The organism is Frigoribacterium sp. CFBP9029 (assembly GCF_034045305.1).
Lineage (GTDB): Bacteria > Actinomycetota > Actinomycetes > Actinomycetales > Microbacteriaceae > Frigoribacterium.
Genome location: NZ_JAXCWB010000001.1, coordinates 65,943 through 90,268, shown reverse-complemented (window position 1 = coordinate 90,268; position 24,326 = coordinate 65,943). Strand labels below are relative to the sequence as shown.

Here is a 24,326-nt window from a genome sequence, read left to right as displayed (position 1 = left end):
CCAGGCTAGACGACGGGCCGCCCCGGCCGGGGCGGCCCGTCGTGGACCTGTGGAGGAGCGGGGTCAGACGAAGGCCGCCTGGCCGGTGATCGCCCGACCGACGATCAGCGTGTTCATCTCGCGCGTGCCCTCGTAGCTGTAGAGGGCCTCGGCGTCCGCGAAGAACCGGGCGACGTCGTAGTCGAGCACGATGCCGTTGCCCCCGAGCACCTCCCGCGCGTAACCGACGGTCTCGCGCATCCTCGCCGTCGTGAACGCCTTGGCGAGCGACGCGTGCTCGTCGCGCTGGACCCCCTCGTCGAGCATCTGCGAGCAGCGCGCCACCAGGGCGATCGAGGCGGTGATGTTGCCGATGCTCTTGACCAGCAGATCCTGGACGAGCTGGTGCTTGGCGATCGGCTTGCCGAACTGGACGCGCTCGTTGGCGTAGGCGAGCGCCGCCTCGTAGGCGCCGATGGAGTTGCCGACGGCGGCCCAGGCCACGTCGGCGCGGGTGAGGCGGAGGACGGCAGCGGTGTCGCGGAACGACGTCGCCTGCTGGAGGCGCAGGCGGTCGGGGACGCGTACGTCGGTGAGGGTGATGTCGGCGTTCTGGACGATGCGGAGGCTCTGCTTGTCCTCGATCTTGGTGGCCGAGTACCCCGGTGTCGAGGTCGGGACGATGAAGCCCTTCACCTGGCCGTCCTCCGCGCTCTTCGCCCAGATGATCGTGATGTCGCTGAAGGTCGCGTTGCCGATCCAGCGCTTCGACCCGTTGAGGACCCAGTCGTCGCCGTCGCGGGTGGCGACGGTGCGCAGGCCCTGCGCCGAGTCGCTGCCCGAGAGGGGCTCGGTCAGCCCGAACGCGCCCACGACCTCGCCGCTGGCCATCTTCGGCAGCCACTCGGCACGTTGCTCGGGTGATCCGCCGACGCTGATCGATCCCATGGCCAACCCGTTCTGCACCCCGCAGAAGGTCGCGACGGAGGCGTCGACCCGGGCGAGCTCGAGGGCGACCCAGCCGCGGAACACGGCGGAGTTCTCGAACGGCCGGGTCTCGTCCCACGGCATGCCGAACAGGCCGAGACCCGCCAGGCCCTTGACGACCTCGTGCGGGAAGGTCGCGTCGGCCCAGTGCCGGTTGACGATCGGCTTGACCTCGGTCTCGAGATACGAGCGCAGCTCGGACAGCACGCCCTTCTCGCGATCCGAGAGCTGGTCTTCGAATCCGAAGAAGTCGCTGGCCAGCGTGCTGAACGAGGTGAGGGTCGTCGATGACATCCGTGCTCCATTGCTCTGTGTCGGGGCCCTGCGCGGCCTGGCCGCCGGGACCCGGCGAGCCTAGGCACGCCGCCCGCGCGCGGCAACGGACTTGGTAGTTTTGGCCAACGCCTCCCGGTTGAGGCCCCGATGTCTTTGTAGAGGGGCCCCAAGCCCTCCACTCGACAAGCAGGTAGAGCATGTTCCTGGCCATCACCAACACGCCCCGCGACTACGCATGGGGCTCGACCACCGCGATCTCGACGCTGCTCGGGCGCCGACCGTCCGGGCGACCCGAGGCGGAGCTGTGGCTGGGGGCCCACGCCGGCTCGCCGAGCGTCGTCGTCAACCCGGCCGTCGTGGGCGGGGCCGACACGCTGGCCGACTGGTTCGCCGCCGAGCCGGATCGCGCCCTCGGCCGTGGCCGGTCCGAGCTGCCGTTCCTCTTGAAGGTCCTCGCCGCCGATTCCCCGTTGTCGATCCAGGCGCACCCGACCCCCGAGCAGGCGAGGGCCGGCTTCGCCGCCGAGAACGAGGCGGGCGTGCCCCTCGACTCGCCGTCGCGCAACTACAAGGACCCGTTCCCGAAGCCCGAGATCATCGTCGCTCTCAGCGACGCGTTCGAGGCGCTCTGCGGCTTCCGCACCCTGGCCGAGACCGTCGCCGACGTCGATGCCCTCGACGGCGGCACCGGCCGGCTGTCGACGCTCCGCGGCATGATCGAGACGTCGCTCGAGACGACTCTGACGCGGCTGTTCGACGGCTCCGACGACTCTGCTCGGATCGTCGCGGACGTCTCCGAGCTCGCGCAGGGCGTGGCCGACCCGTCGCCCTCGATCGCGACCGTCGCCGACCTCTCCGGTCGCTACCCCGGCGATCCCGGCGTCGTCGTCTCGCTGCTGCTCAACCACGTGACCCTCTCCCGTGGCGAGGCGCTCTTCCTCCCGGCGGGCAACGTGCACGCGTACCTCGGGGGTCTCGGGGTCGAGCTGATGGCGCCGTCCGACAACGTCCTCCGCGGCGGCCTCACCCCGAAGCACGTCGACGTCCCCGAGCTGCTCGAGGTGCTCGACTTCGACCCGCTGCCGGTCCCGTACCTCCGTCCGGTCGAGACCGCGCGCGGGGTCGAGCGGTTCGACCCGACGGGCGTCGGCTTCGCCCTCCTCCGGGTGGACGCCGGAGGCGCGGGCGCGGTCGTGCAGATCGGCGGACCGAGCATCATGCTCGTCACCGAGGGCGAGGTGCAGGTGAAGGGTCAGGACGGCAGCATCCGCCTCGCGACCGGCGAGTCCGCGTTCGTCACACCCGACGAGGTCCGGCTGGCCGTCACCGGGGGAGGGACCCTCTACGTGGCGACCCCCGCCTGAGCCGTCGACCCGCGCCTCCTCGGTGCGAGCGAGCCGCCGCGGCGGCGCCCCCGTCGCTGACTAGAGTTGCCCCATGTCTTGGTTGGTCACCGGCGGCGCCGGCTACATCGGATCCCATGTCGTCCGCGAGTTCCGGTCGGCGGGGATCGACGCGGTCGTGCTCGACGACCTCTCGTCGGGCATCGAGTCGTTCGTGCCCGAGGGGGTGCCGTTCGTCCGGGGGTCGATCCTCGATGGCGACCTCGTCTCCGAGACGATCGCCCGCCACGGCGTCACCGGCGTCGTCCACGTCGCGGGCTACAAGTACGCCGGTGTGTCCGTCCAGCGTCCGCTGCACACCTACGACCAGAACGTGACGGGCACGCAGCGCCTGCTCGAGGCGATGACCGGGAACGGCGTCGATCGCATCGTGTTCTCGTCGAGCGCCGCCGTCTACGGCACCCCGCCCACCGAGCTCGTCACGGAGGACACCCCCAAGGCCCCCGCCTCGCCGTACGGCGAGAGCAAGCTGATCGGCGAGTGGCTGCTGCGCGACCAGGCGGTGGCGACCGGACTCCGTCACACGAGCCTCCGCTACTTCAACGTGGTCGGCTCCGGACACCCCGAGCTGTACGACGCCAGCCCGCACAATCTCTTCCCCCTCGTGTTCGACGCGCTCGCCGCGGGTCGCACGCCGCGCATCAACGGCGACGACTACGCCACGCCCGACGGCACCTGCGTGCGCGATTACGTGCACGTCGCCGACCTCGCCGTGTCGCACGTGGCCGCCGCTCGACGCCTCGACGCGGGCGAGCCGGTCGAGCCCGCCTACAACCTCGGTTCGGGAGGCGGGGTGTCGGTCCGGGAGATCATGGACGCCATGCGCGAGGGCACCGGCATCGACTTCACGCCCGAGGTCGCCCCTCGGCGCGCAGGCGATCCGGATCGCATCGTCGCCGACGGCGCGCTCGCGGCCCGCGACCTCGACTGGACGATGCGACACAGTCTGCTCGACATGGTCTCGAGCGCCTGGGCCGCCGCCCCGCGCGCCTGAGCCGGCGCGACGAGCCGAACCGTACCCCGACACGCCGGGGCCCGCTTGACCCTCGATGAGGGGTTCAGGGTTTATTGGGCCCTGACTTGACGTGGCCGAATTACACCGGTGTAATTGACCCCATCGCAGCCGTTCAGGGGGCGACGACGACGAGGGGAGATGTGCTGTGACGATGAACGACACCCGTGTCGGAGTACCCGACGACTGGCACGTCGACCCGGTCCTGCTCGGCGTCCCCGGCGTGCGCAAGAACCAGGTCGACGACGAAGAGAACCAGCTCGCCTGGCAGGCCGACTCGCTCTGCGCGCAGACCGATCCCGAGGCGTTCTTCCCCGAGAAGGGCGGAAGCACCCGCGACGCCAAGAAGATCTGCGCCTCGTGCGACGTCAAGGCCCAGTGCCTCGAGTACGCCCTGCAGAACGACGAGCGCTTCGGCATCTGGGGTGGTCTGTCGGAGCGCGAACGACGGAAGCTCCGCAAGCAGGCCTGACCCGCGCCTCCTCGACATCACGGCGTGCTCCCCGAACGGGCGGCACGCCGTCGTCGTACCCGGTCATGGGTGGTTCACAGGTGCGCCGGGACCGGCGCGCCGGTCGACGGAGGTGCGAGGCTCGACCTAGGCTGCACAGGTCATGCAGCCGAGAGTCACAGCGATCCTCGTCGCCCCCGGTGGGGCGACCTACCTCGACCGAACCCTCGAGGGTCTGTCGCGTCAGACGCGACCGCCCGAGGCCCTCGTGGTCGTCGACACCGGTGGACCGGACTCGGCGGCGGGCCGCCTGTCATTGAGCGGCGCCGCCCAGCTGACCAGCGTCCCCGCGGCCCGGACGTTCGGCGAGGCCCTCTCTCACGGCGTCCGCGTGTCGGGCCCGACGTCGGACGCCCCGCACGACACCCACGACGAATGGCTGTGGTTCCTCGGGCACGACAACGCGCCGGAGCACGACGCGCTCGAGCGTCTGATGGCGACGGTCGAGGTGGCTCCCTCCGTGGCGGTCGCCGGTCCGAAGCTGATGCGCTGGGACGAGCCGGGCACGATCGCCGAGTTCGGCGAGACCATGACCCGCTACGGGGCGTCGATGCCGCTCGTCGAGAACGAGCTCGATCAGGGGCAGCACGACTTCCACGACGACGTCCTCGGCGTCGCCGCGGGCGGCATGCTCGTGCGGCGGAGCGTCTGGGACGCTCTCGGCGGGTTCGACCCGGGTCTGCCGCACGTCGACGCGTCGCTCGACTTCTCGGTGCGGGCGAGACTCGCCGGACACCGGGTGATCGCCGTCCCCGCCGCGCACGTCAGCAGCGCGGGCAATCCGGAGGACTTCGGGCAGTCGCACGGCGGGCAGGCTCGTCGGGCCCGGCTGCGTCGGGCGGCGCAGCTCCACCGACGCCTCGTCTACGCACCTCTCGCCGCACTGCCCCTGCACTGGCTCAGCCTCGTCCCGTTGGCCGTCGTCCGCAGCGTCTGGCACCTCCTCACCAAGAACCCCGGTGCGGTCCTCGGCGAGTTCTCGACCGCTCTGCGCGTGGCCTTCGGGGGAGGGCGCGTGCCCGCCGCACGCCGGGCGCTGCACCGGACCAGGACGGTGTCGTGGTCGGCCGTCGAACCCCTGCGGGCCAGCTACAACCAGGTGCGCGAGCGTCGGGTGAACGAGCGCGACGCCCTGGTCGCCCGGGGCGAGGACTCCGCCGACCCGAGGGCCAGCTTCATCGGATCGGGCGGACTGTGGGTCGTCGTCGCCACGGCCGTCGTGAGCGTGGTCGCGTTCCTCCGGCTGGTGCGCGAGCCCGCGATGACCGGCGGCGGACTCCTGCCGCTGAGCACCACCGTCGGAGAGCTCTGGAAGTCCGTCGGCTGGGGCTGGCGCGAGATCGGCGCCGGCTTCGTCGGCCCGTCCGACCCGTTCGCCCTCGTCGTGGCGCTCCTCGGGACGGCCACCTTCTGGTCTCCGTCGACGTCGGTGCTCGCCGTCTACCTCGTCGCTGCGCCCGTCTCCGCGCTCGGCACCTTCTTCGTCGCCCGGCGCATCACGACGCGTTCGTGGGTCCCCGCCGTCGCGGCCGCGCTCTACGCCGTGTCGTCGCCCCTGTTCTCGTCACTCCAGACCGGGCACCTCGGAGCGGTCGTCGCGCACATGGCGCTGCCGTTCTTCATCTGGGCGCTCATCGGAGCGGCGCGCTCGTGGGCCTCGGGGGCGGCCGCGTCGCTGCTCTTCGCGCTCGTCGCAGCCGGTGCACCCGTCCTCCTGCCGGCGCTGCTCCTCCTCTGGATCGGATCGCTCGCCACCCGGCCGAGGGGGATCCACCGCATGCTGGCGATCCCCCTGCCGGCCGTGGTGCTGTTCGCCCCGCTGGCGATCGTCCAGACGATGCGCGGCACGTGGTGGGCCCTCCTCGCCGACCCCGGAGTCCCCACCCGGACGGATCCCGCGTCGCCCCTCCAGCTCCTGCTCGGCTCTCCCGAGACCGGTCTGAACGGATGGACCGCCCTCCTCGGTGGGTCGGGCGTCCAGGGCGGGACGCTCGCGATCATCGTGGCAGTGGGTCTCGTGCCCCTCGCGCTCCTCGCGCTCGCCTCGCCCTTCGTCGGCTCGCGCACCCGTGCCGTGCCGGCGCTCGTCATCGCCCTGGCCGGCTACCTCACGGCCGTGGTGGCGACGCAGCTGTCGATCATCGGCGTCGGCAGCGAGAGCACGACGATCTGGGCCGGAGGCGCGCTCAGCCTCTACCTGCTCGGTCTGATCGGCGCGGCCTCGGTCACGCTCGATCGACTGCCCCGGATCGCGCCGGCGTCGGGTGTCGTCGTGGCGGTGTTCGCGGTCGCCGCGGCCGTGCCCGTGGTGATCGGCTCGCTCTCGGGCGCGGCGGACATCCGCTCGAGCACCGGTCGGATCCTGTCCGCCTACGTGACGGCGGAGGCCGAGGCGTCACCGGAGATCGGAACCCTGGTGCTGACGCCGCAGCCCGACGGCTCGCTGGCGGTCTCGCTCGAGCACGGGCAGGGGTCGACCCTCGACGACCAGTCGTCCCTCGACTCGACGGCGCAGAGTCTCACCTCGACCACCGACGACCTCACCGTCCTCGCCGGCAACCTGGTGAGCCGGAGCGGATTCGACCCCTCCGACGACCTCGCGCGCCAGGGCATCGGCTTCGTGCTGCTGACCGAGGGCGCGGACGACCCGGACTCCTCGGCTCTGGCCCAGCGATCGAGCGAGGCCCTCGACGCCGACGCGGCGTTCCTGCCGGTCGGCGACACCAGCAACGGTCTGCTCTGGCGCTACATCGACTCGACCGACCAGCGCGAGCCGCACCCCGACGGCGGTCCGCTCGGCGTGATCGTCCTGGTCACCTGGGCCCTCGTGCTCGGCTCGGCCCTCCTGCTGGCGCTTCCGACGACTCCGCGTCGTCGCCGCAGCCGTGCCGGGACGCCCGAAGCCGAGCAGCCCGCCACCACCTTCGACGAGGAGAGAGATGACTGAGCGATCCGTCGCCTCGACCACCGGACGCATCATCGTGGGGGTGGTGGGGATCGCGGTCGGCGTGGCCGTCGTGACCGCCGCGACCGTCCTGCCCCTGCCGAGTCTCGAGGCGACTCCGGCCGGTCAGGTCGTCACGCCCGTCCCCCTCGACCCGCAGCGGGTCTGCGGCGGCAGCGTGCTCAGGCTCTCCGACGCCGAGGGGCAGCAGGCGACGACCGCCAGCGCCGTCGACAGTGCGCAGGTCGTCACGTCCTCGAGCGCCGACGACGAATCGACGACGACGCTCGCCGGCGCGGACGGCAGCAGCTCCGACCCTCTGCTCGTGACCGCGCCTCTGGCAGGAGACGACGTCCCCCTCGTCGCGGCGGCGCAGAGCCAGGCGGTCGCCTCCGACGATCTCGTCGGATTCGCCAGTGCCCCGTGCACCGAGCCCAGCAGCTCGACGTGGTTGGTCGGCGGGTCGACCGAGACCGGTCGCGTCTCGCTGATCACCCTCGTCAACCCGAGCGACGTCAACTCCACGATCGACCTCGACATCTCCGCCGAGAACGGCCCCGTCCAGGGCCCCGGCATCGAGGGCATCGTGGTGGGCCCGCGCAGTCAGCGGGTCATCCCGCTCTCCGGCTTCTCGACGGGACTCCTCTCCCCGGTCGTGCACGTCACCAGCCGCGGCGGCCAGATCGTCGCGTCGATGCAGGAGTCGATCGTCCGGACGCTCGATCCGGGCGGGGTGGACATCATCAGCGGAGCGGCGGGACCCAGCACGACCTCGGTCGTCCCCGGGATCATCGTCCGCGGGGGCGAGACCCTCGAGGCGGCGTTGGCGGACCCGGCCGCCGGCGATCTGCAGAGCGCCCTGCGTCTCTTCGCGCCGGGCGATTCGGCGGCGCTGGTATCCGTGCGCATCGCCTCGGACGACGGCACCGGCACGTCCTTCGACACGCGAGTCGAGTCCGGTCTCGTGACGGACGTGCCGATCGACGGCCTGGCGGACGGCCGTTACACGGCGACCATCACGTCGGACGTCCCGGTCGTGAGCGCCGTCCGCACCTCGGCGCTGTCCGCCGACGGCGCCGTCGACGTGTCTTGGGCGGCCTCGGCGCCGGCCCTGTCCGGCAGCACCCTCCTGTCGGTGCCGGAGGGCGAGGGCGCAGGTCTCACCCTGGCGAACCCGACGGACGACGTCGTCTCGGCGACGGTGAGCGTCGACGGCAAGGATCAGGTCGTGGAGGTGCCGGCGACCGGCAGCGCGACTCTCGAGGTGTCAGCGGGGCAGTCGGTGCTGCTGACGGGCGCCGACGGGCTCCGTGCGGGCATGAGCTTCTCGGCGGACGGAGCGGTCGCGGCGTGGCCGGTCGTCTCGCCGCTGCCGGCGTCGTCCCCGGTCACCGTCTACCCCTGAGATCGACGCGGGGCGGGGCCGATCACTGGTCGCGCCAGCGGTCGGGCGCGAGCTCCCACGGGTCCTTGCCGAGCAGTTCGGCCACGGCGCGGAACACGTGGCCTTCGACGAGCACCCGGTGGTCCCAGTCGCCGTCGGGCGAGGACCGGTGCTCGTGCGCCGGCGCGAGTCGTTCGATCGGCAGACGGTACAGGAGGACCCGGCGGGCCTGCCGGTCGACGAGCCAGCGCTCGACGCGGGTCCGATCGGGCTCGGCCGGCAGACCGGCCACCTCGAAGGTCACGCCCTCGAGCTCGTCGGGCCAGAGCTCGCGCAGGTAGTCGGCGGTCGAGGCGACGATGTCGTCGAACAGGTCGACCCGCGTGCGGAGGAACGGCAGATGCGGACCGGCCGCCGACGAACGGAGCCCCCGGCCGTGACGGTCGCGGTGATGCGAGCGATCGGTGACGCGGACGTGATGTGGCCTGGCCATCCCGTCATGCTAGCCCGCGGCGCGGATCTGCCCCCGGCGGTACGCACTAGTCTCGTGTCCGATGAACGCGCGTCCCTGCAGCAAGGTCACCTGCCACCGCGAGGCGGCGGCGACCCTGACATACGTGTACTCCGACCAGATGGTGGTCGTCGGCCCGCTGAGCGGCGTCGTCGAACCCCACGGATACGACCTCTGCGAGCGACACGCATCGACGTTGTCGGTTCCGCAGGGGTGGGAGGTCCTGCGCCGGGTAGTTTTGGGGAATGACATCTGAGAGCCCCGACCTCACCGCCTTCGTGAAGACCTACGACGTCAGGGGGCTCGTCGGCAGCCAGCTGACCGAAGAGGTCGTCGAGGCCTTCGGTGCGGCCTTCGCCGACGAGATCGAGGCCGCCGGCTCCGAGCTCGTCGTCGGCCACGACATGCGCGACTCCTCGCCCGCCTTCGCCGCCGCCTTCGCCCGGGGGGCTCGCGCCCGTGGCGCGGACGTCGTCGCGCTCGGGCTCTGCTCGACCGACGAGTCGTACTTCGCCTCGGGCTCGCTGTCGGCTCCGGCCGCGATGTTCACGGCCAGCCACAACCCGGCCAGCTACAACGGCATCAAGATGAGCCGTGCGGGTGCCCAGGGCATCAGTCTCGACACCGGGCTGGCGTCAATCCGCGACCGCGCCTCCTCGTATCTCGACGGCGGCATCGAGGCCGTCGCCGAGCCGGGCGGGATCCGCGAGTACGACGCGCTGGGCGACTACGCCGCGTACCTCCGTCGACTCGTCGACCTGTCGACCATCCGGCCGATCAAGGTCGTCGTCGACGCGGGCAACGGCATGGGCGGGCTGACCGTCCCGGCCGTGCTCGGCACCGCCGCGGGGCTCGCCGAGCTGCCGATCGAGATCGTGCCGATGTACTTCGAGCTCGACGGCACGTTCCCCAACCACGAGGCGAACCCGCTCGAGCCCGCGAACCTCGTCGACCTGCAGAAGGCCGTCGTCGAGCACGGCGCCGACCTGGGGCTCGCCTTCGACGGCGACGCCGACCGCTGCTTCGTCGTCGACGAGAACGGCGACGCGGTCACCCCGTCGGCTGTGGCGGCCATCGTCGCGGTGCGCGAGATCGCGCGCGTGCGGGCCCTCGAGCCCGACGCCGACATCGCCGTCATCCACAACCTCATCACCTCGCGGGCCGTGCCCGAGGCCATCGAGGCGGCGGGCGCGACGCCGGTCCGCACCCGGGTGGGGCATTCGCTGATCAAAGACGAGATGCGCGAGACCGGCGCGATCTTCGGCGGCGAGCACTCGGCACACTACTACTTCCGCGACTTCTGGGGTGCCGACAACGGCATGCTCGCCGCCATGCACGTGCTGGCCGAGTTCGGTTCGCAGGACGAGCCGCTGTCGACGCTCACGAACCGCTACACGCCGTACTCGGCGAGCGGCGAGATCAACTCGACGGTCACCGACGTGCCCGCCGCCTATGCGCGCATCGTCGACGCCTACGCGGGGGTCGGCGACTTCGACGAGCTCGACGGTCTCACGGTGAACGGCGCGTCCGACGAGGGCGGCTTCTGGTGGTTCAACGTGCGCCCCTCGAACACCGAGCCGCTGCTGCGTCTCAACGCCGAGGCGGCCACCGAGCCCGAGATGATCCGCGTCCGCGACGACGTGCTGCGTCTCATCCGCGGTTAGTCTGTACCCCCAGGGGGTATCCGCCGGTCGGGTGCGTCGGGCCCGTCGGCCCGCTCGCCCCACCCGGTGATCGATGGACGAGGAGGCGCGGTGACGGACCACGAGACGGCCAGCCCGGCACACCACGTCGGCTACAGCGGCGACAAGGAGCAGATCCTCAAGCGCCTGCGTCGCGCCGAGGGGCAGGTCAGGGGCATCCAGCGGATGGTCGACGACGACACCTACTGCATCGACGTGCTGACCCAGGTCAGCGCGGCGACCAAGGCGCTCGAGACGGTCGCCCTGCAGCTCCTCGACGACCATCTCGCGCACTGCGTGGCCGAGGCGGCCCGAGAGGGCGGCGAGATCGCCGATCAGCGCATCCGCGAGGCCTCGGCGGCCATCGCGCGTCTCGTCCGCTCGTAGGTCAGCGCCGGGGGAACCCGGGGACGGTGCCGGTCAGGGCCGGTTCGAGACGGGCCAGCATCGCGGCCTCGCGGGCGAGGGCGGTCGACTCACGTTCGCGGCGGAGCACCGCGACTGCGGTCAACCAGAGCTGGGGATCCACGTCGGGCACCGGCGAGACGTGGGCCCGGACCTCGTCGGCGAGCTCGGCGGCCACCCGGAGCCGACTCGACGGGATGAGGCGCGAGCCCTGCTGCACGAACGCGGCGACCCGTCGGGCCGTGCCCTCGGGCAGCCGGGCGACGTCGGCGATCGAGGCCCAGCCGGCGAGCTCGGGCGGCATCACGGCGATGACGCGGCTGTCTCTGGCCAGTCTCTCGTTGCGGCTGTACGTGCCCGCCATCAGATCGCCGAGACGTCGGGACGAGCCGTTGAGCAGGCCGACCACGACCGCGAGCCCGCCGGTCGTGAGGACGATCTCGAGCAGCCCGACGAGCGACCGGGTGAGGGCGTGCCGGAAGCCGATCGCGCCTCCGTCGACTCGGACGATCCGGGCGCCGACGACCAGGCGCCCGAGCGAGCGACCGTGGGACACCGTCTCGACGACGGCGGGGACGATGATGAGGCCGAAGGCGACGGAGCCGATCACGAAGGCCTGCGAGAGCGCGTCGTCGAGCACGCCCGCCTCGTTCAGCAGCCCCACCAGGACGATCAGCCCGACGACCGAGGTCGCGTACACGAGGTAGTCGATGATCACGCCCGCACCCCGCAGGACGATGCTCGTGGGGCGGAGGTCGAGGGCCACGGCCTCGCCGGTCACGAGCTCGTCGCCCCCCGCCGTGAACGTCTCGACCTGGTCGGCGCGCAGGGCCACCGGGGAGGCGCGTGGTGGCGTGCGGCGAGGCATGCCTAGTATCTAATCAGAATGGACATCGACGCCTACGCCGCAGCCCACGGCCACGACTGGGCCGAGCTCGACCGTCTGGCGCGCCGTCGGCGACTCACGGGCGACGAGGCGGACCGGCTCGTCGCGCTGTACCAGTCCGGTGCCGGCGAGCTGTCTGCGCTCACGACGGCCACCGGCGACTCGCCGGCCGCCGACCGGCTGTCGATGACCCTGTCGCGTGCCCGGCTGCGATTCACCGGCGCGGGTCGGAACGTCCTCCGGCAGCTGCCGACCTTCTTCTGGGTGCAGCTGCCCGCGGCCCTCTACCGGGTCCGCTGGGCGTCGATCGCGGTGGCGCTGGCGACCGCGATCGTGGCGACCGTGTTCGCCGTCTGGGCGGCGCAGACCCCGGCCGTCCTGGCGTCGTTCGGGTCGGAGGAGTTCCGGCGCCAGTTCGCCGAGCAGGACTTCGTGCAGTACTACTCCGAGAGCGCCTCCAGCTCGTTCACGGGGCAGGTGTGGACGAACAACGCCTACATCGCCGCCCAGTGCGTGGCCTTCGGCATCACCGGCGTCTGGGTGCCCTACGTCGTGTTCGGCAACGCCGTGAACCTGGGGGTATCGGCCGGCATCATGGCCGATCAGGGTCGGCTCGACTACTTCTTCCTGTACATCGCCCCCCACGGCCAGCTCGAGCTCTACAGCATCTTCGTCGCCGCCGCGGCCGGACTCCTGATCTTCTGGTCCTGGGTCGCCCCGGGCGCCCGCACCAGGGGTCAGGCGCTGGCCGAAGACGGTCGGGCCCTCATCACGATCGCCGTCGGGCTGGTGCTCGCCCTGCTCGTGTCCGGGGTCATCGAGGGGTTCGTGACCCGTCAGGCCTGGCCCTGGCCGGTGAAGATCGGCATCGGGACGATCGCCCTGCTGGCGTTCCTGGCCTACCAGTGGGTGCTGGGCGGTCGTGCCCACCGGGCGGGCGAGACCGGCGACCTCGACGAGTTCGAGGCCGGCGCGACCCGCCTCGTCTCGGCCTAGAGCCGCCCCGCGGCCTTCAGGGCCAGGTACCGGTCGGCCAGAGCGGGCGGCAGGTCGGCCGGGGCGGCCATCACGACGTCGGCGCCCGACTGGAGCAGAGCCGTCCGGACTCTCGCGCCGTCGAGGCGGGCGCGCTCGGCGGCGGCCGCGTGGTAGACGGCGTCGCGGGAGCTCCGATCGACGCTCAGCGCCTCGAGCGCGGGATCGGCCACGGAGGCCACCACGACGAGGTGCTGCCGGGTCAGCTGGGGGAGGGCGGCGAGCAGCGCCCGCGCGGAGCCGGGGCTGTCGACCGTCGTCGCGATCACGACGAGCGCACGCTGCGTGGTGACCGAGCGCACGATGCCGGGCAGGGCGGCCCAGTCGGTCTCGACCAGTTCGGGGTCGAGGGGGGCCATGGCGGTCACCATGGACGACAGCAGTGCGGGCCCGGTGGTGCCCTGCACCCTGGCACGGACCCGGCGGTCGACGACCACGAGATCGACCCGGTCGCCCGCTCGGGAGGCCAGGGCGCCGAGCAGCAGCGCCGACTCGAACGCGGTGTCCAGGCGGGGCTCGTCGTCGATCCGGGCGGCGGAGGTGCGGCCGCTGTCGACGATCACGACGACCCGACGGTCGCGCTCGGGTCGCCAGGTGCGGACGACGGCCTCGTCGCGCCGGGCCGTCGCGCGCCAGTCGATCGACCGCACGTCGTCGCCGCGCACGTACTCGCGGAGACTGTCGAACTCGGTGCCCTGCCCGCGGATCATCACGCTCGTGCGACCGTCGAGCTCGCGGAGACGGGCCAGCCTCGACGGCAGGTGCTTGCGCGACGAGAAGCGCGGCAGCACCTGCACCGAGCCGGGCACGGCGTGAGTCGCCTGGCGGCCCGCGAGCCGGAGGGGGCCGACGGTGCGGAGCGTCACGGAGTCGGCGAGTCGCTCACCGCGGCGGAACGGGGTCAGCGTCGTCGTGAACGTCGTGGCCGCGCCCGGTCGGAGGTGGAGACGACGTCGGGTCGGCGAGGCGCCCGCCGAGGGCTGCCAGGCGTCGCGCAGCTGCCCGCGGATGGTCCGACGTCCGTCGTTCGAGATCGTCAGGCGGGCCGTCGTGCTCTCGCCCAGCCGGATCGGCCCGGGTAGCCCCCGATGGAGGCCCAGGGCTCGCGCCGACCCCGCGAGGGCGACGTCGAGCCCGGTCAGGGCGCCGACGACGACGAGCCAGACGACGAGCGCCCAGGGGCTCTCCGTCGCGATGACGGGCACGACGCCGAGGGCGACGAGCACGACGAACCATCCGGTGACGGCCATGGCTAGATCGGCACCCTGACCTGCTGGAGGACCGATCGGACGACGCTGTCGGCGTCGACGCCCTCCAGCTCGGCCTCGGGGCGCAGCTTCAGCCGGTGCCTGAGCACCGGCAGCGCCATGGCCTGCACGTGGTCGGGGGTGATGCGGTCGAACCCCGTCAGCCATGCCCAGGCCTTCGCCGCCGCGAGCAGTGCGGTCGAGCCGCGCGGGCTCACGCCGACGACGACCGACGGGCTCTCACGGGTCGCGCGGGCCAGGTCGACGATGTAGGCGAGCACGTCGGGGGAGGCTCCGACCCGTCCGACCTCGGCCTGGGCCCGGGCGAGGTCGTCGGGGCCGAGGACGGGCGTGACCCCCGCCGCCCGCAGGTCGCGGGGCGAGAAGCCCGCCGCGTGTCGACCGAGCACCTCGACCTCGGCGTCGCGCGGGGGCAGATCGAGGGTCAGCTTCATCAGGAAGCGGTCGAGCTGCGCCTCGGGCAGCGTGTACGTGCCCTCGTATTCGATCGGGTTCATCGTCGCCGCCACGATGAAGGGGGTCGGGAGGGGACGGCTGACCCCGTCGACCGAGACCTGGCGCTCCTCCATCGCCTCCAGCAGCGCGGACTGGGTCTTCGGCGGCGTCCGGTTGATCTCGTCCGCCAGGAGCACGTTCGTGAAGACGGGCCCCGGTCGGAACTCGAACTCGCCGGCCTTCGCGTCGTAGACGAGCGAGCCCGTGATGTCGCCGGGCATCAGATCGGGGGTGAACTGCACGCGCGAGGTGTCGAGCGACATCGAGTGGCCGAGGGCGCGCACGAGCAGGGTCTTCGCGACGCCGGGCACGCCCTCGAGCAGCACGTGCCCCTGGGCGAGCAGCGTGACGATGAGACCGGTCACGGCGCCGTCCTGGGCGACGACGGCCTTGCCGACTTCGACGCGGACTCGCGAGAAGGTCTGCTGGAGGTCTGAGGTCATGTCGTGCTCTTCTCCGGGTGGTGGTGGTCGTCTGCGGATGGGGGAGGCGCGGGGGGAAGCCGAGGAGGCGCGGCGCCGGTCACGAGGGAGCCACCGCCGCCCGCACGGCCCGCTCCAGATCGAGGAGCGCGTCGCTGAGCGAGAGCAGCTCGCGGTCGTCGGCCGGGTCGGCGTCGAGGAGGACGTGGCGGAGCGCCGCCGGCGGGGCCGAGACCAGCGGTGCGACCCGGTCGACGATCTCGTCGACCGACGCGCCGGCGGCCAGCCCGGTGACGCGTGCGAGGCGACCCAGCGTCCCGATGCGCAGCTGGTCGAGGGCGTGCCGTCGGTCGCCGGATCTCTCGTACAGCCGTGCCCGCCCCTCGGTGGTCTCGGCGGCCTTCACCGTGACCGGCAGCCGCTCGACGACGAGGGGGCCGAGGCGGCGGCCCCGCCAGACCATGGCGGCGACGCCGGTGAGCAGCAGGACGACGAGCGCCGGGGTGACCCACGACGGGGTGAGCGTGGCGAGCGTGCCCTCGCCCTCGGGCAGATCGGTCGCACTCGGCAGGTACCAGACGAGCTCGGGCGAGCCGCCGAGCAGCGCGAGGGCGTAGGCGGCGTTGTCGTCCGAGCCGACCTCCTCGTTGGTGAGCGCCGTGGTCGCGCCGACGACCGTGACCGTCGAGTCGGGCCCGGCGAGCTCGACGAGGCCGAGGCCGGCATCGGTCGGGAGGCACGCGGCCGTGTCGGAGTCGCGGGAGCCGGAGTCGTCGATCGCGTAGGCGACCCCGCCGGCGTCGACCCGGTCGACGCGCGACAGGATCTCGACGTCGCAACGGGGCGCCACGACGTCGTCGTCGGACGGACCGGCCTCCGTCACCCCGGGCGCGATGGAGTCGAGCGCGGTCTGCGAGGGGGCGAGCAGCACGAGCGAGGCCCCGGTGCCGGCGAGTCGGGCCCACTGCGAGTCGGTGACGAATCCGTCGGCGTCGTCGACGACGATCGCGGTGCGTGTCGGGTCGGTCGATCTCGACAGGGTGTCGGCGAGCGACGTCGTCACCGTCACGCCGACGCCCTCGTCTCGGAGCACCTCGACGACGGCCTTCGCCCCGGCCGGAGCGGCGTTCTCGGGCCCGAGCGGTCGTCCGCCCGTGCCGCCGCCGACCCCGAGCAGGGTGACGACGATCGCACCCGCGAGGGCCACCGCCGCCAGGGCGATCCAGACCCGCGCCGAACGCAGTCGGGCCCCGATCGTGGGGGTGACGACGCTCATGCGTCCGCCCGTACCGTGTCGCGGCCGGCAGACCGTGCAGGGGGCTGCTCGCTCGACAGGATCCGGTCGAGCTCGGCGACGGCCCGGTAGTCGTCTTCGGAGCCGGTGCGACCCAGATAGCGGACCTCGTCGAAGGCCCGGGCCGCGGCCCTGGAGGCCCGCTCGTGCTCGGGGAACACCGCCGAGGCGCGCTCGCCCACGCCGTTCGCCGTGGTGCCGGGGGACGTCTCGATCAGCCCTCGATCGACGAGTGCGCGCGTCAGACCGCGGAACGCCTCGGCGATCGCGGTCGCGTGATCGCCTCGGGCGGCGGCCGCCCGGGCCGCGCGGCGCAGGGTGTCGGCGTCGCGCTCGTCGTCGACGCCGAACACGGAACCCGAAGAGGCCGACCGGCGGTCGAGCCGGGGTCTGCCGTAGACGACGAAGACCACGACCACGACACCCACCAGGACGATCAGGGCGACGAGGAGCCCGGCCGCCGGTGCACCGTCGACCCCGCCGAACCGGATGCCCTCGATCCAGTCCCAGAAGGACTGCGCCGCGCGGTCGAGCCAGGTCGGTCGAGCGGCGACGTAGTCGGCGCCGGTCAGTTCGCGGAGCAGCGCGCGTCGGGCGTCGTCCGGCTCGGGCAGCAGCGGGGCGGCGGCCGACACCGTCGTCGTGATCACCGAGGGGACGCCCCCGCGTGGTCGTGCGCGTCGCTCGGAGTACGGAACGGGTCGAGGCCGGTCGGGTCGGAGGCGCGCTCGTCCATGCTCCGTGCCAGCTCGAGATCGAGGCCCTCGAGACGCATGCGGCGGTCGACGTAGACGAGACCGACCGAAGCGGCCTGGACGACCGAGCCGATCGCCGTCACCACGGAGGTCACGAGGATGGTCAGCAGGTAGCCGATGCCCGTGACGACGAGCGAGGTCGGGTCGAGGGTGTCGCCCGTGGGCGCGAGGGTGCCGCCGAGCAGGGCGAACAGGATCGAGAACGGGGTCGCGACCACCTGCGCGGCGACCTGGATCATGACGAAGACGAGAGCGACGATGCCGAAGGTCCGCCAGAAGTCGCCGCGCACGAGCGACCACGATCGGGTTATTGCGGTGCGCAGCGTGGTGCGCTCGAGCATCAGCGTGCTCGGCACGAGGCACAGCCGCACCGTGAGCCAGACACCGAGGGCCGTGGCTCCGAGCCCCGCGAGCAGACCGGCGCCGATGCCGATTCCGATGCTGGGGCCCGTCCCGATGACGACGCCGAGGGTGACGATCGCGGCGACGACCGCCAGGGCGACGATCGTCGCCAGGGCGACGAGGGCCGACCAGCCGATCAGGGCGCCGATGCGCCCCCTGGCCAGGGCGAGCAGACCGCCCAGCCGGAGACGCTCGCCCCGGATCTGCCGCGAGGTCTCGAGCACGAAGAGCCCCTGGAGGACCGAGCTCACGACGAGCGACAGGGCGGCCGGGACGAGCGCCGAGAGCAGGATGAGGGCGATGGCGCCCGAGGTCACCGTCTCGAGGTCGGAGGGACGGGCCGATTCGATCCGGTCGAAGGCGGCGAACGTGGCGGCGCCGACGGCCCCCGCCGTGACGATCGCGACGACGACCTGGGCGAGCAGCGCCGTGCCGAACGTCGTCCGGGGGTTGCGTCGGAAGACCTGGAACGACGCCCCGAGGATCTCGCCGAAGGTGAGCGGGCGCAGCGGCACGAGACCGGGCTTGGCCGGAGGGGTCCAGCCCGCCTGCGGGGGGAGCGGTGCGGATTCGGGGGCGACGCGTTCGCCCCAGCGAGGGCCGTCGTCGGCGCCGCCGGGGGCCGCCCAGGCGTTCGGATCGGTCATTCGTCCCCCCGGGTCGTCCACCGCCGAGGTCGTCCTCGCGTCTCCCGCCATGTTTCCATAGCGGAGGCGAGGGTGCCAGCCGATGCGCGCCTCCTGCAGTAATCTGATCCGACGTGCCGCCTTCCGAGCGGCCCATCCCGAAGACGGAGACCATGACCCCGCGCATCCTCGTGGTCGACGACGACCCCGCTCTGGCCGAGATGATCGGCATCGTCCTCCGGGCCGACGAGTTCGAGCCCCACTTCTGCAGCGACGGCAGCGCGGCGCTCGACGCCTTCCACAACTCGAGCCCGGACCTCGTGCTGCTCGACCTGATGCTGCCGGGCATGGACGGACTCGAGGTCTGCCGCGCGATCCGCGCCGAGAGCGGCGTCCCGATCATCATGCTGACCGCGAAGGGCGACACGGTCGACGTGGTCAAGGGCCTCGAGAGCGGCGCCGACGACTATGTGGTCAAGCCGTTCAACCCGAAAGAGCTCGTCGCCCGCATCCGCACCCGCCTGCGCCCGGCGACCGAGCCCACCAACGACGTCCTCGCCGTCGGCGACCTGCGGGTCGACGTCGCCGCCCACGAGGTGCGACGCGGCGAGACGGCGATCCCGTTGACGCCGCTCGAGTTCGAGCTGCTGCTCGCACTCGCGTCGAAGCCCCAGCAGGTGTTCACGCGCGAGATGCTGCTCGAGCAGGTCTGGGGCTACCACTACAAGGCCGACACGCGCCTGGTGAACGTCCACGTGCAGCGCCTCCGGGCCAAGGTCGAGCACGATCCCGACAACCCACGCATCGTCACGACCGTGCGCGGCGTGGGGTACCGGGCCGGTTCGAGCGCGTGACGGCGTGCACGGGTCGCGGTCGCCCGTGAGCTCCACGAGCTCGGCGGGCTCACCCGGCGCGACGGGCCCCCGGGTCCCCGTGGGCGCAGCCGGGCGATGACGTCGCCGCGCCTGGCCCTCCCCGGGGCGACGGTCCGACGGCTCGCCGTCGTGGGTCGCCGGCTCAGCCACGTCTGGCGCTCGTCGCTCGAGCTCCGCACCGTCGCCCTCACCGTGGTGCTCGCGGGGGTGGGCGCGTCGATCATCGCGGCGTCGATCTCGGTCAGCATCGGCGCGAACCTGTTCGATCAGCGTCGCGACCAGGTGCAGTCCGAGTCGCTGCGGGCGACCTTGCTGGCGCAGAGCATCTTCGACTCGGCGACGGCCACCGAAGACGCCGACCAGGTCGAGCTCGACTCGTTGCAGAACGAGGCCCAGAGCGCGATCCTCGGCTCGACGTCGAGCCCGGGCGGCACCCGCATCGCCATCCTCCGCACGCCGGGTCAGACCACCGCCCGCACCATCCAGAACATCGCCAGCCCCGACTTCCCTGCCGACGTCATCACATCCGACCTCCGTCGGCAGGTGGCCGCCGACACCGGGTCGCTGGCCCTGCAGTCGGTGTCGCTGGCGTCGACCTCAGGAGGCGCGGCGCCGGGCATCGCCGTCGGTTCGACCCTGCAGGTGCCCACCGCGGGCCAGTACGAGCTCTACCTCGTGTACGACCTCGGCGACGCCGAGGCCACCCTCGCCCTGATGCAGAGGACCCTCGCCATCGGCTCGATCGCCCTCGTCGCGCTGATCGCCCTCATCACGTACGCCGTCGTCCGGCTCGTCGTCGCACCCGTGCGGGTGGCGGCCGAGACGAGCCAGAAGATCGCCGCCGGTCATCTCGAGGAGCGCATCCCCGAGAAGGGCGAGGACGTCGTGGCGACGCTCGGGCGGTCGTTCAACGGCATGGCCGACGCCATGCAGAGGCAGATCTCGCAGCTCGCCGAACTGTCGAGGGTGCAGCAGCGCTTCGTCAGCGACGTGTCGCACGAGCTGCGGACTCCGCTCACCACCATCCGTCTCGCCGGCGACGTGCTCTACGACCAGCGCGAGGGCTTCAGCCCGTCGGCGGCGCGCACCACCGAGCTGCTGCACACCCAGGTGGACCGCTTCGAACTGCTCCTCGCCGACCTCCTGGAGATCTCCCGGTTCGACGCGGGCGCCGTCGAGCTCGAGCTCGAGCGCATCACCCTCGTGCGACTCGTCGAGGACGGCGTCGCCGAGTACGAGCCCCTGGCGGCCGAGACGGGCAGCGAGATCGAGATCGTCGCCCGGGGCGGCTACTTCGAGACGGAGGTCGACGCCCGTCGCGTCCGCCGCATCTTCCGCAACCTGCTCGGCAACGCGATCGAGCACGGTGAGGGGCGCCCGATCACCGTCGAGGTCGACTCCGACCCGGACTCCGTCGCGATCGCCGTCCACGATCACGGGGTGGGCATGACCGAGGCCGACGCCGAGCGCGTCTTCGACCGCTTCTGGCGGGCCGACCCGTCACGCCGTCGGACGATCGGGGGCACGGGTCTCGGGCTGGCGATCAGTCTGGAGGACGCCGTGCTGCACGGCGGGCGCATCGACGTGTGGTCGAGACCCGGCGAAGGCAGCCGCTTCGTCATGACGCTGCCCCGCGTCGTCGGGCGGCCGGTCGACTCGTGGCCCCTGCCCATCCGCCCGGAAGGACTCTCATGACCGGTCGGATCTCCCGACGCCCCGCGGCCCTCGCCGTGGCCGCCTCGGTCGTCGCCGTGCTCGTCGGCTGCGCGGGCATCCCCGACAGCGGCTCCGTGCAGCAGGGCGAGCCCATCACGAGCGACGTGGTCGACAGCGACGTCGTCTACACGCCGAACGGCCCCTCCGTCGGCAGTTCGCAGGAGCAGCTCCTCAACGGCTTCCTCGCCGCGGGCACGGGGCCGCAGAACGACTACGCCGTCGCGCGGCAGTTCCTCTCGACGGGGTTCGCCGACGGCTGGGACCCTCGGGCGAGCGTCACCGTCCGCCCGGGGACGGGCACCACGACCCGGGTCTCGGACACCGAGCTCGACTACACGTTCGTCGACTCGGCGACGGTCGACGACGACGGGCGCTACGCCCCCGCGACGTCGTCCGTCCCGACGACGCTCGGCTACCGGTTCGTGCAGGAGGAAGGCCAGTGGCGCATCAGCGACGCGCCCGACGGGATCGTGCTCACCCCGGCGACCTTCCAGTCGGTCTTCCGCGCCCATTCGGTCTACTTCTACGACCCGACCTTGACCTACCTGGTCCCCGACGAACGGTGGTTCCTGGCGCGCTCCTCCACGGGCACGCGCATCGCCAGCGCGCTGCTCTCCGGCCCGTCGCCGTGGCTGCAGGGCGCCGTCGTCTCGGCGTTTCCCGACGGCACGAGGCTGTCGCTCACCGCCATCACCGTGGAGGACGGCACGGCACGGGTCGACCTCACGGCCGACGCCCTCGGGGCCGGGGCGGACGCCCGGGCCCGCATGCAGGCGCAGCTGCTGGCGAGCTTCTCCAGCGTCGCGGCGATCACCAGGGTCGAGCTGAGCGTCGAGTCGACGGTGCTCGAGGTGCCCGACCTGGGCTCCGACTCGCCCCTCAGAGATCCGACCGTCGACGCGCGACCCCTCGTCGTCGCCGACGGGATCCTCGGCTTCGCGTCGCGGAGCTCGGTGAGCGAGCTCGACGGGCTGTCGTCCGCCGTGGCCGATCTCGGCGCGACGTCCGTCGAGCTGTCCGGAGACCAGTCCTCCGCCGCCGTCGCGACCCCGGAGGGGGCAGTGCTCGCGAGGGCCGACGGCAGCACGCGCCTCCTCGACGCGCGCCCCGGTCTCGTGCCGCCGACCCTCGACGACCGGGGCTTCGTCTGGAGCGTCCCCGAGAGCGACCCCGAGGGTCTCCGCGCCATCGGCGCCGACGGCGTGTCGCACCGGGTCGTCTCGTCGCTGCCGGGCGGCGCCGACGTGGTCGCCCTCCGCGTCTCGCGCGACGGCACCCGCGTCCTCGCCCTCCTCGACGACGACGGCGACGCGCGGATCCTCGTCGCCGCCGTCGTCCGAGACGCGGACGGCATCCCCACGGCCCTCGGCGAGGCGCTCGAGCTGGCGGCCCCCACGGGGGTGCCCGTCGATGCGACCTGGGCCGATCAGTCGTCGGTGGCCGTCCTCACCCGAGCGGGCGACGAACCGCAGGTCACCGTCTCCGAGGTCGGCGGACCGGCCACCTCGCGGGGCAGGCCGCCCGGCGACCCCGACACGATCGTCGGCGGCAACGGTCTGGCCCGTCTGCAGGTCCGCACCTCCGACGGGACCGTTCTCGAGCCCCGCGGCAGCAGCTGGCAGGACAGCGGCGTCCGAGCCGATCTGCTCGGCACCCAGCGCTGATCCCGACCCGGCGCCTCTCCTCCCCGGCGGGCCGAGGTCCGCGCCTGCTGTGGACGACTCCCGTCGCGGCGCGGACCCCGCCGGCGGGCCGGGCACGCTGGGGGCATGACGACTCGAACCGCCCTCCGCGAGGCCCTGTCCGTCGTGTCCCCGGTGGCCTGCGCGGGGTGCGCTGCGCCCGACGTCGAACTCTGCACCGACTGCCGCGTGCGACTGGAGCCGGCGGTCCGATCGCGCACCCTCGTCACCGGGCTCCGGGTGGTGTCGGGACTCGACTACGAGTTCGAGGTGCGCCGCGCGGTCATCGCCTTCAAGCAGCAGGGCAGGCTCCGGCTCGCGCGATGGCTGGCCCCCGCTCTGCGGGCGGCGCTCGCCGAGGCCTGCCCGCCGGGTGCGCCGCCGCTGCTCGTCGCCGTGCCCGCCTCGAGGGCGGGCTTCAGGAGGCGCGGGTTCGATCCCGTGGGTCTGCTCGCCCGCGAGGCGGGGCTGGTCCTCGCACCGCGCCTCCTGAAGTCCGTCGTCGGTGCGGGCGGTTCGCAGAAGCACCGCGACCGGGTGCAGCGGCACCGCGATCGATTGGGCAGCCTCCGGGCTGCCGCCGATCTGACAGGACGTCGCGTGCTGCTCGTGGACGACGTCGTCACGACCGGATCGACGCTGCTCGAGGCGGAACGTGCGCTCGTGACGAACGGGGCGACCGTCGTCGGGGCCGCCTGTCTGGCGTCCACGCCGCTCACCGGGAGACGGCTGTGACCGATCGACAGAGGGCATTCGAATCCGCTGGAGAACGGGCGACTCGGTGGACACGGGGTGACGGGCGGGGGCCGTCACGGTTACGGTGGGGCAAACGGCGTGAAAGAACACTCGCCTGGCTGACAGGCGGCACGTCTTAGCCAAAGGAGGTCGTCATGGAAATTTCCGTCACGGGTCGAAACGTCGGGATCACCGATCGTTTCCGCGACTACGCCACTGACAAGGCCGACAAGGTGGCGCAACTCGCCACCAAAGCCCTGGCACTCGAGATCAAGGTCTCGAGGCACCACGAGAAGTCGAGCGGTCAGGCGGGAGACGACCGCGTCGAGCTCACCCTCATCGGACCGGGTCCGCTCGTGCGCGCCGAGTCGACGGCCGGCGACAAGTACGTCGCGTTCGACCTCGCCATCGCGCGTCTGCTCGAACGGGTCCGCCGGGCCAAAGACCGCAAGAAGGTGCACCGGGGTCAGCACCGACCCACGTCGCTGCACGAGGCGGCGACGTCCGACTTCAGCACGCACGGCGTGACGCCGGCCGCCGCCGAGACCCTCGACGCCGTCCGCACGGGCGCCGTCGCGGTCGTCACCGACGACGACGCGGCGACCGCGGCCGCCGAGGCGGAGGAGGAGTACTGCCCCGTCGTCATCCGCTCGAAGGTGTTCGCCTCGACGCCCATGACGGTCGACGACGCGCTCTACTACATGGAGCTCGTCGGGCACGACTTCTATCTCTTCATCGACTCCGAGACCGATCGGCCGAGCGTGGTCTACCGCCGGAAGGGCTGGGACTACGGCGTCATCGGCCTCGACCAGTCGGCCCCCGAGCTGCAGGAGGTCGCCACGGCGCTCCGGGCGGGTCTGGCCGGCTGACCCGACCCACGGGGGCCCGTGAAGCGGGCCCCGACACGGCCGCGGCTCTGCGGAGACGACGAGGCTCTCGCCTTGCCGGCTCCCAGGGCCGCGGCCGCTAGTCTTGTTACCATTCTGTGCTCGTCCGTCCGCGGGTCGAGCCGATCCCGGCGAGGCCCTCGGGCCCGCCTCA

General features: G+C 72.4%; 22 protein-coding genes. 14 read left to right on the top strand and 8 right to left on the bottom strand.

The window, feature by feature from the left end:
* Positions 1-63: 63 nt before the first annotated feature.
* Positions 64-1,260 (bottom strand): acyl-CoA dehydrogenase family protein, encoded by a 1,197-nt coding sequence (locus SOM11_RS00410; protein WP_243213563.1) that lies wholly within the window; start codon positions 1,258-1,260, stop codon positions 64-66.
* A 179-nt stretch (positions 1,261-1,439) separates the two neighbouring features.
* Here SOM11_RS00410 and manA point away from each other — a divergent pair, with 179 nt between their 5' ends.
* The 5 genes from manA (at position 1,440) to SOM11_RS00385 (ending at position 8,517) form a co-directional block, all read left to right on the top strand.
* Positions 1,440-2,606: a mannose-6-phosphate isomerase, class I gene (gene manA, locus SOM11_RS00405; RefSeq protein WP_192058487.1), complete on the top strand. Its 1,167-nt coding sequence runs from the start codon at positions 1,440-1,442 to the stop codon at positions 2,604-2,606.
* Between the two features lie 73 nt (positions 2,607-2,679).
* Positions 2,680-3,639 carry a UDP-glucose 4-epimerase GalE gene (galE, locus tag SOM11_RS00400; protein ID WP_192058485.1) on the top strand — a complete coding sequence of 320 codons (960 nt, stop codon included), beginning with the start codon at positions 2,680-2,682 and terminating at the stop codon, positions 3,637-3,639.
* Positions 3,640-3,811: 172 nt separating this feature from the next.
* A complete protein-coding gene (locus tag SOM11_RS00395) occupies positions 3,812-4,129 on the top strand; it encodes a WhiB family transcriptional regulator (protein ID WP_192058482.1) in 318 nt (105 codons plus the stop codon).
* Between the two features lie 142 nt (positions 4,130-4,271).
* Complete coding sequence (locus tag SOM11_RS00390) at positions 4,272-7,115, top strand: glycosyltransferase family 2 protein (protein ID WP_320476874.1); 2,844 nt, start codon at positions 4,272-4,274, stop codon at positions 7,113-7,115.
* Positions 7,108-8,517, top strand: coding sequence for a DUF5719 family protein (locus SOM11_RS00385; protein ID WP_320476873.1), 1,410 nt, complete (start codon positions 7,108-7,110; stop codon positions 8,515-8,517). The genes SOM11_RS00390 and SOM11_RS00385 overlap by 8 nt, the downstream gene beginning before the upstream one ends.
* Positions 8,518-8,539: 22 nt before the next feature.
* Here the strand turns inward: SOM11_RS00385 and SOM11_RS00380 are convergent, their stop codons facing one another.
* Positions 8,540-8,989 (bottom strand): metallopeptidase family protein, encoded by a 450-nt coding sequence (locus SOM11_RS00380; protein WP_320476872.1) that lies wholly within the window; start codon positions 8,987-8,989, stop codon positions 8,540-8,542.
* 61 nt (positions 8,990-9,050) lie between these two features.
* Here SOM11_RS00380 and SOM11_RS00375 point away from each other — a divergent pair, with 61 nt between their 5' ends.
* The 3 genes from SOM11_RS00375 (at position 9,051) to SOM11_RS00365 (ending at position 11,076) form a co-directional block, all read left to right on the top strand.
* A complete protein-coding gene (locus SOM11_RS00375) occupies positions 9,051-9,263 on the top strand; it encodes a DUF3499 family protein (RefSeq protein WP_192058472.1) in 213 nt (70 codons plus the stop codon).
* Complete coding sequence (locus SOM11_RS00370) at positions 9,253-10,671, top strand: phosphomannomutase/phosphoglucomutase (protein ID WP_243213557.1); 1,419 nt, start codon at positions 9,253-9,255, stop codon at positions 10,669-10,671. Before SOM11_RS00375 ends, SOM11_RS00370 begins: the two co-directional genes overlap by 11 nt.
* Positions 10,672-10,824: 153 nt before the next feature.
* Entirely contained in the window at positions 10,825-11,076 is a 252-nt protein-coding gene (locus SOM11_RS00365) for a metal-sensitive transcriptional regulator (RefSeq protein ID WP_371740668.1), read from the top strand.
* Position 11,077: 1 nt separating this feature from the next.
* On the opposite strand, the gene SOM11_RS00360 is transcribed toward SOM11_RS00365, so the two are convergent.
* Positions 11,078-11,962 carry an RDD family protein gene (locus tag SOM11_RS00360; protein WP_320476870.1) on the bottom strand — a complete coding sequence of 295 codons (885 nt, stop codon included), beginning with the start codon at positions 11,960-11,962 and terminating at the stop codon, positions 11,078-11,080.
* A gap of 18 nt (positions 11,963-11,980) precedes the next feature.
* Here SOM11_RS00360 and SOM11_RS00355 point away from each other — a divergent pair, with 18 nt between their 5' ends.
* The gene (locus SOM11_RS00355) at positions 11,981-12,976 is read left to right on the top strand and encodes a stage II sporulation protein M (RefSeq protein ID WP_320476869.1); all 996 of its coding nucleotides are present in this window, start codon (positions 11,981-11,983) and stop codon (positions 12,974-12,976) included.
* Here SOM11_RS00355 and SOM11_RS00350 read toward each other — a convergent pair.
* The 5 genes from SOM11_RS00350 to SOM11_RS00330 all read right to left on the bottom strand — a co-directional run bounded on the left by SOM11_RS00350 (position 12,973) and on the right by SOM11_RS00330 (position 18,298).
* Positions 12,973-14,265, bottom strand: coding sequence for a DUF58 domain-containing protein (locus SOM11_RS00350; protein WP_320476868.1), 1,293 nt, complete (start codon positions 14,263-14,265; stop codon positions 12,973-12,975). The genes SOM11_RS00355 and SOM11_RS00350 overlap by 4 nt on opposite strands.
* 2 nt (positions 14,266-14,267) lie before the next feature.
* Positions 14,268-15,221, bottom strand: coding sequence for an AAA family ATPase (locus SOM11_RS00345; RefSeq protein ID WP_192058458.1), 954 nt, complete (start codon positions 15,219-15,221; stop codon positions 14,268-14,270).
* Positions 15,222-15,300: 79 nt separating this feature from the next.
* Positions 15,301-16,476: a DUF4350 domain-containing protein gene (locus tag SOM11_RS00340; RefSeq protein ID WP_320476867.1), complete on the bottom strand. Its 1,176-nt coding sequence runs from the start codon at positions 16,474-16,476 to the stop codon at positions 15,301-15,303.
* Positions 16,473-17,144, bottom strand: coding sequence for a DUF4129 domain-containing protein (locus tag SOM11_RS00335; RefSeq protein ID WP_243213549.1), 672 nt, complete (start codon positions 17,142-17,144; stop codon positions 16,473-16,475). The genes SOM11_RS00340 and SOM11_RS00335 overlap by 4 nt, the downstream gene beginning before the upstream one ends.
* Complete coding sequence (locus tag SOM11_RS00330) at positions 17,141-18,298, bottom strand: glycerophosphoryl diester phosphodiesterase membrane domain-containing protein (protein WP_320476866.1); 1,158 nt, start codon at positions 18,296-18,298, stop codon at positions 17,141-17,143. The genes SOM11_RS00335 and SOM11_RS00330 overlap by 4 nt, the downstream gene beginning before the upstream one ends.
* Positions 18,299-18,450: 152 nt before the next feature.
* Here SOM11_RS00330 and mtrA point away from each other — a divergent pair, with 152 nt between their 5' ends.
* The 5 genes from mtrA to hpf all read left to right on the top strand — a co-directional run bounded on the left by mtrA (position 18,451) and on the right by hpf (position 24,154).
* A complete protein-coding gene (gene mtrA / locus SOM11_RS00325) occupies positions 18,451-19,131 on the top strand; it encodes an MtrAB system response regulator MtrA (RefSeq protein WP_320476865.1) in 681 nt (226 codons plus the stop codon).
* 96 nt (positions 19,132-19,227) lie between these two features.
* A complete protein-coding gene (gene mtrB, locus SOM11_RS00320) occupies positions 19,228-20,847 on the top strand; it encodes an MtrAB system histidine kinase MtrB (RefSeq protein ID WP_243213546.1) in 1,620 nt (539 codons plus the stop codon).
* The gene (locus SOM11_RS00315; RefSeq protein WP_320476864.1) at positions 20,844-22,532 is read left to right on the top strand and encodes an LpqB family beta-propeller domain-containing protein; all 1,689 of its coding nucleotides are present in this window, start codon (positions 20,844-20,846) and stop codon (positions 22,530-22,532) included. The genes mtrB and SOM11_RS00315 overlap by 4 nt, the downstream gene beginning before the upstream one ends.
* A 105-nt stretch (positions 22,533-22,637) precedes the next feature.
* A complete protein-coding gene (locus tag SOM11_RS00310; protein WP_320476863.1) occupies positions 22,638-23,285 on the top strand; it encodes a ComF family protein in 648 nt (215 codons plus the stop codon).
* A 155-nt stretch (positions 23,286-23,440) separates the two neighbouring features.
* Positions 23,441-24,154, top strand: a complete 714-nt coding sequence (gene hpf / locus SOM11_RS00305; RefSeq protein WP_243213542.1) for a ribosome hibernation-promoting factor, HPF/YfiA family — start codon at positions 23,441-23,443, stop codon at positions 24,152-24,154.
* The last annotated feature ends 172 nt before the right edge of the window (positions 24,155-24,326 follow it).

Excerpts from the sequence above, each read along its gene's own strand:
- SOM11_RS00410 (WP_243213563.1), bottom strand. The coding sequence starts at position 1,260 with ATGTCATCGACGACCCTCACCTCGTTCAGCACGCTGGCCAGCGACTTC.
- manA (WP_192058487.1), top strand. The coding sequence starts at position 1,440 with ATGTTCCTGGCCATCACCAACACGCCCCGCGACTACGCATGGGGCTCG.
- galE (WP_192058485.1), top strand. The coding sequence starts at position 2,680 with ATGTCTTGGTTGGTCACCGGCGGCGCCGGCTACATCGGATCCCATGTC.
- SOM11_RS00395 (WP_192058482.1), top strand. The coding sequence starts at position 3,812 with ATGAACGACACCCGTGTCGGAGTACCCGACGACTGGCACGTCGACCCG.
- SOM11_RS00390 (WP_320476874.1), top strand. The coding sequence starts at position 4,272 with ATGCAGCCGAGAGTCACAGCGATCCTCGTCGCCCCCGGTGGGGCGACC.
- SOM11_RS00385 (WP_320476873.1), top strand. The coding sequence starts at position 7,108 with ATGACTGAGCGATCCGTCGCCTCGACCACCGGACGCATCATCGTGGGG.
- SOM11_RS00380 (WP_320476872.1), bottom strand. The coding sequence starts at position 8,989 with ATGGCCAGGCCACATCACGTCCGCGTCACCGATCGCTCGCATCACCGC.
- SOM11_RS00375 (WP_192058472.1), top strand. The coding sequence starts at position 9,051 with ATGAACGCGCGTCCCTGCAGCAAGGTCACCTGCCACCGCGAGGCGGCG.
- SOM11_RS00370 (WP_243213557.1), top strand. The coding sequence starts at position 9,253 with ATGACATCTGAGAGCCCCGACCTCACCGCCTTCGTGAAGACCTACGAC.
- SOM11_RS00360 (WP_320476870.1), bottom strand. The coding sequence starts at position 11,962 with ATGCCTCGCCGCACGCCACCACGCGCCTCCCCGGTGGCCCTGCGCGCC.
- SOM11_RS00355 (WP_320476869.1), top strand. The coding sequence starts at position 11,981 with ATGGACATCGACGCCTACGCCGCAGCCCACGGCCACGACTGGGCCGAG.
- SOM11_RS00350 (WP_320476868.1), bottom strand. The coding sequence starts at position 14,265 with ATGGCCGTCACCGGATGGTTCGTCGTGCTCGTCGCCCTCGGCGTCGTG.
- SOM11_RS00345 (WP_192058458.1), bottom strand. The coding sequence starts at position 15,221 with ATGACCTCAGACCTCCAGCAGACCTTCTCGCGAGTCCGCGTCGAAGTC.
- SOM11_RS00340 (WP_320476867.1), bottom strand. The coding sequence starts at position 16,476 with ATGAGCGTCGTCACCCCCACGATCGGGGCCCGACTGCGTTCGGCGCGG.
- SOM11_RS00330 (WP_320476866.1), bottom strand. The coding sequence starts at position 18,298 with ATGACCGATCCGAACGCCTGGGCGGCCCCCGGCGGCGCCGACGACGGC.
- mtrA (WP_320476865.1), top strand. The coding sequence starts at position 18,451 with ATGACCCCGCGCATCCTCGTGGTCGACGACGACCCCGCTCTGGCCGAG.
- mtrB (WP_243213546.1), top strand. The coding sequence starts at position 19,228 with ATGACGTCGCCGCGCCTGGCCCTCCCCGGGGCGACGGTCCGACGGCTC.
- SOM11_RS00315 (WP_320476864.1), top strand. The coding sequence starts at position 20,844 with ATGACCGGTCGGATCTCCCGACGCCCCGCGGCCCTCGCCGTGGCCGCC.
- SOM11_RS00310 (WP_320476863.1), top strand. The coding sequence starts at position 22,638 with ATGACGACTCGAACCGCCCTCCGCGAGGCCCTGTCCGTCGTGTCCCCG.
- hpf (WP_243213542.1), top strand. The coding sequence starts at position 23,441 with ATGGAAATTTCCGTCACGGGTCGAAACGTCGGGATCACCGATCGTTTC.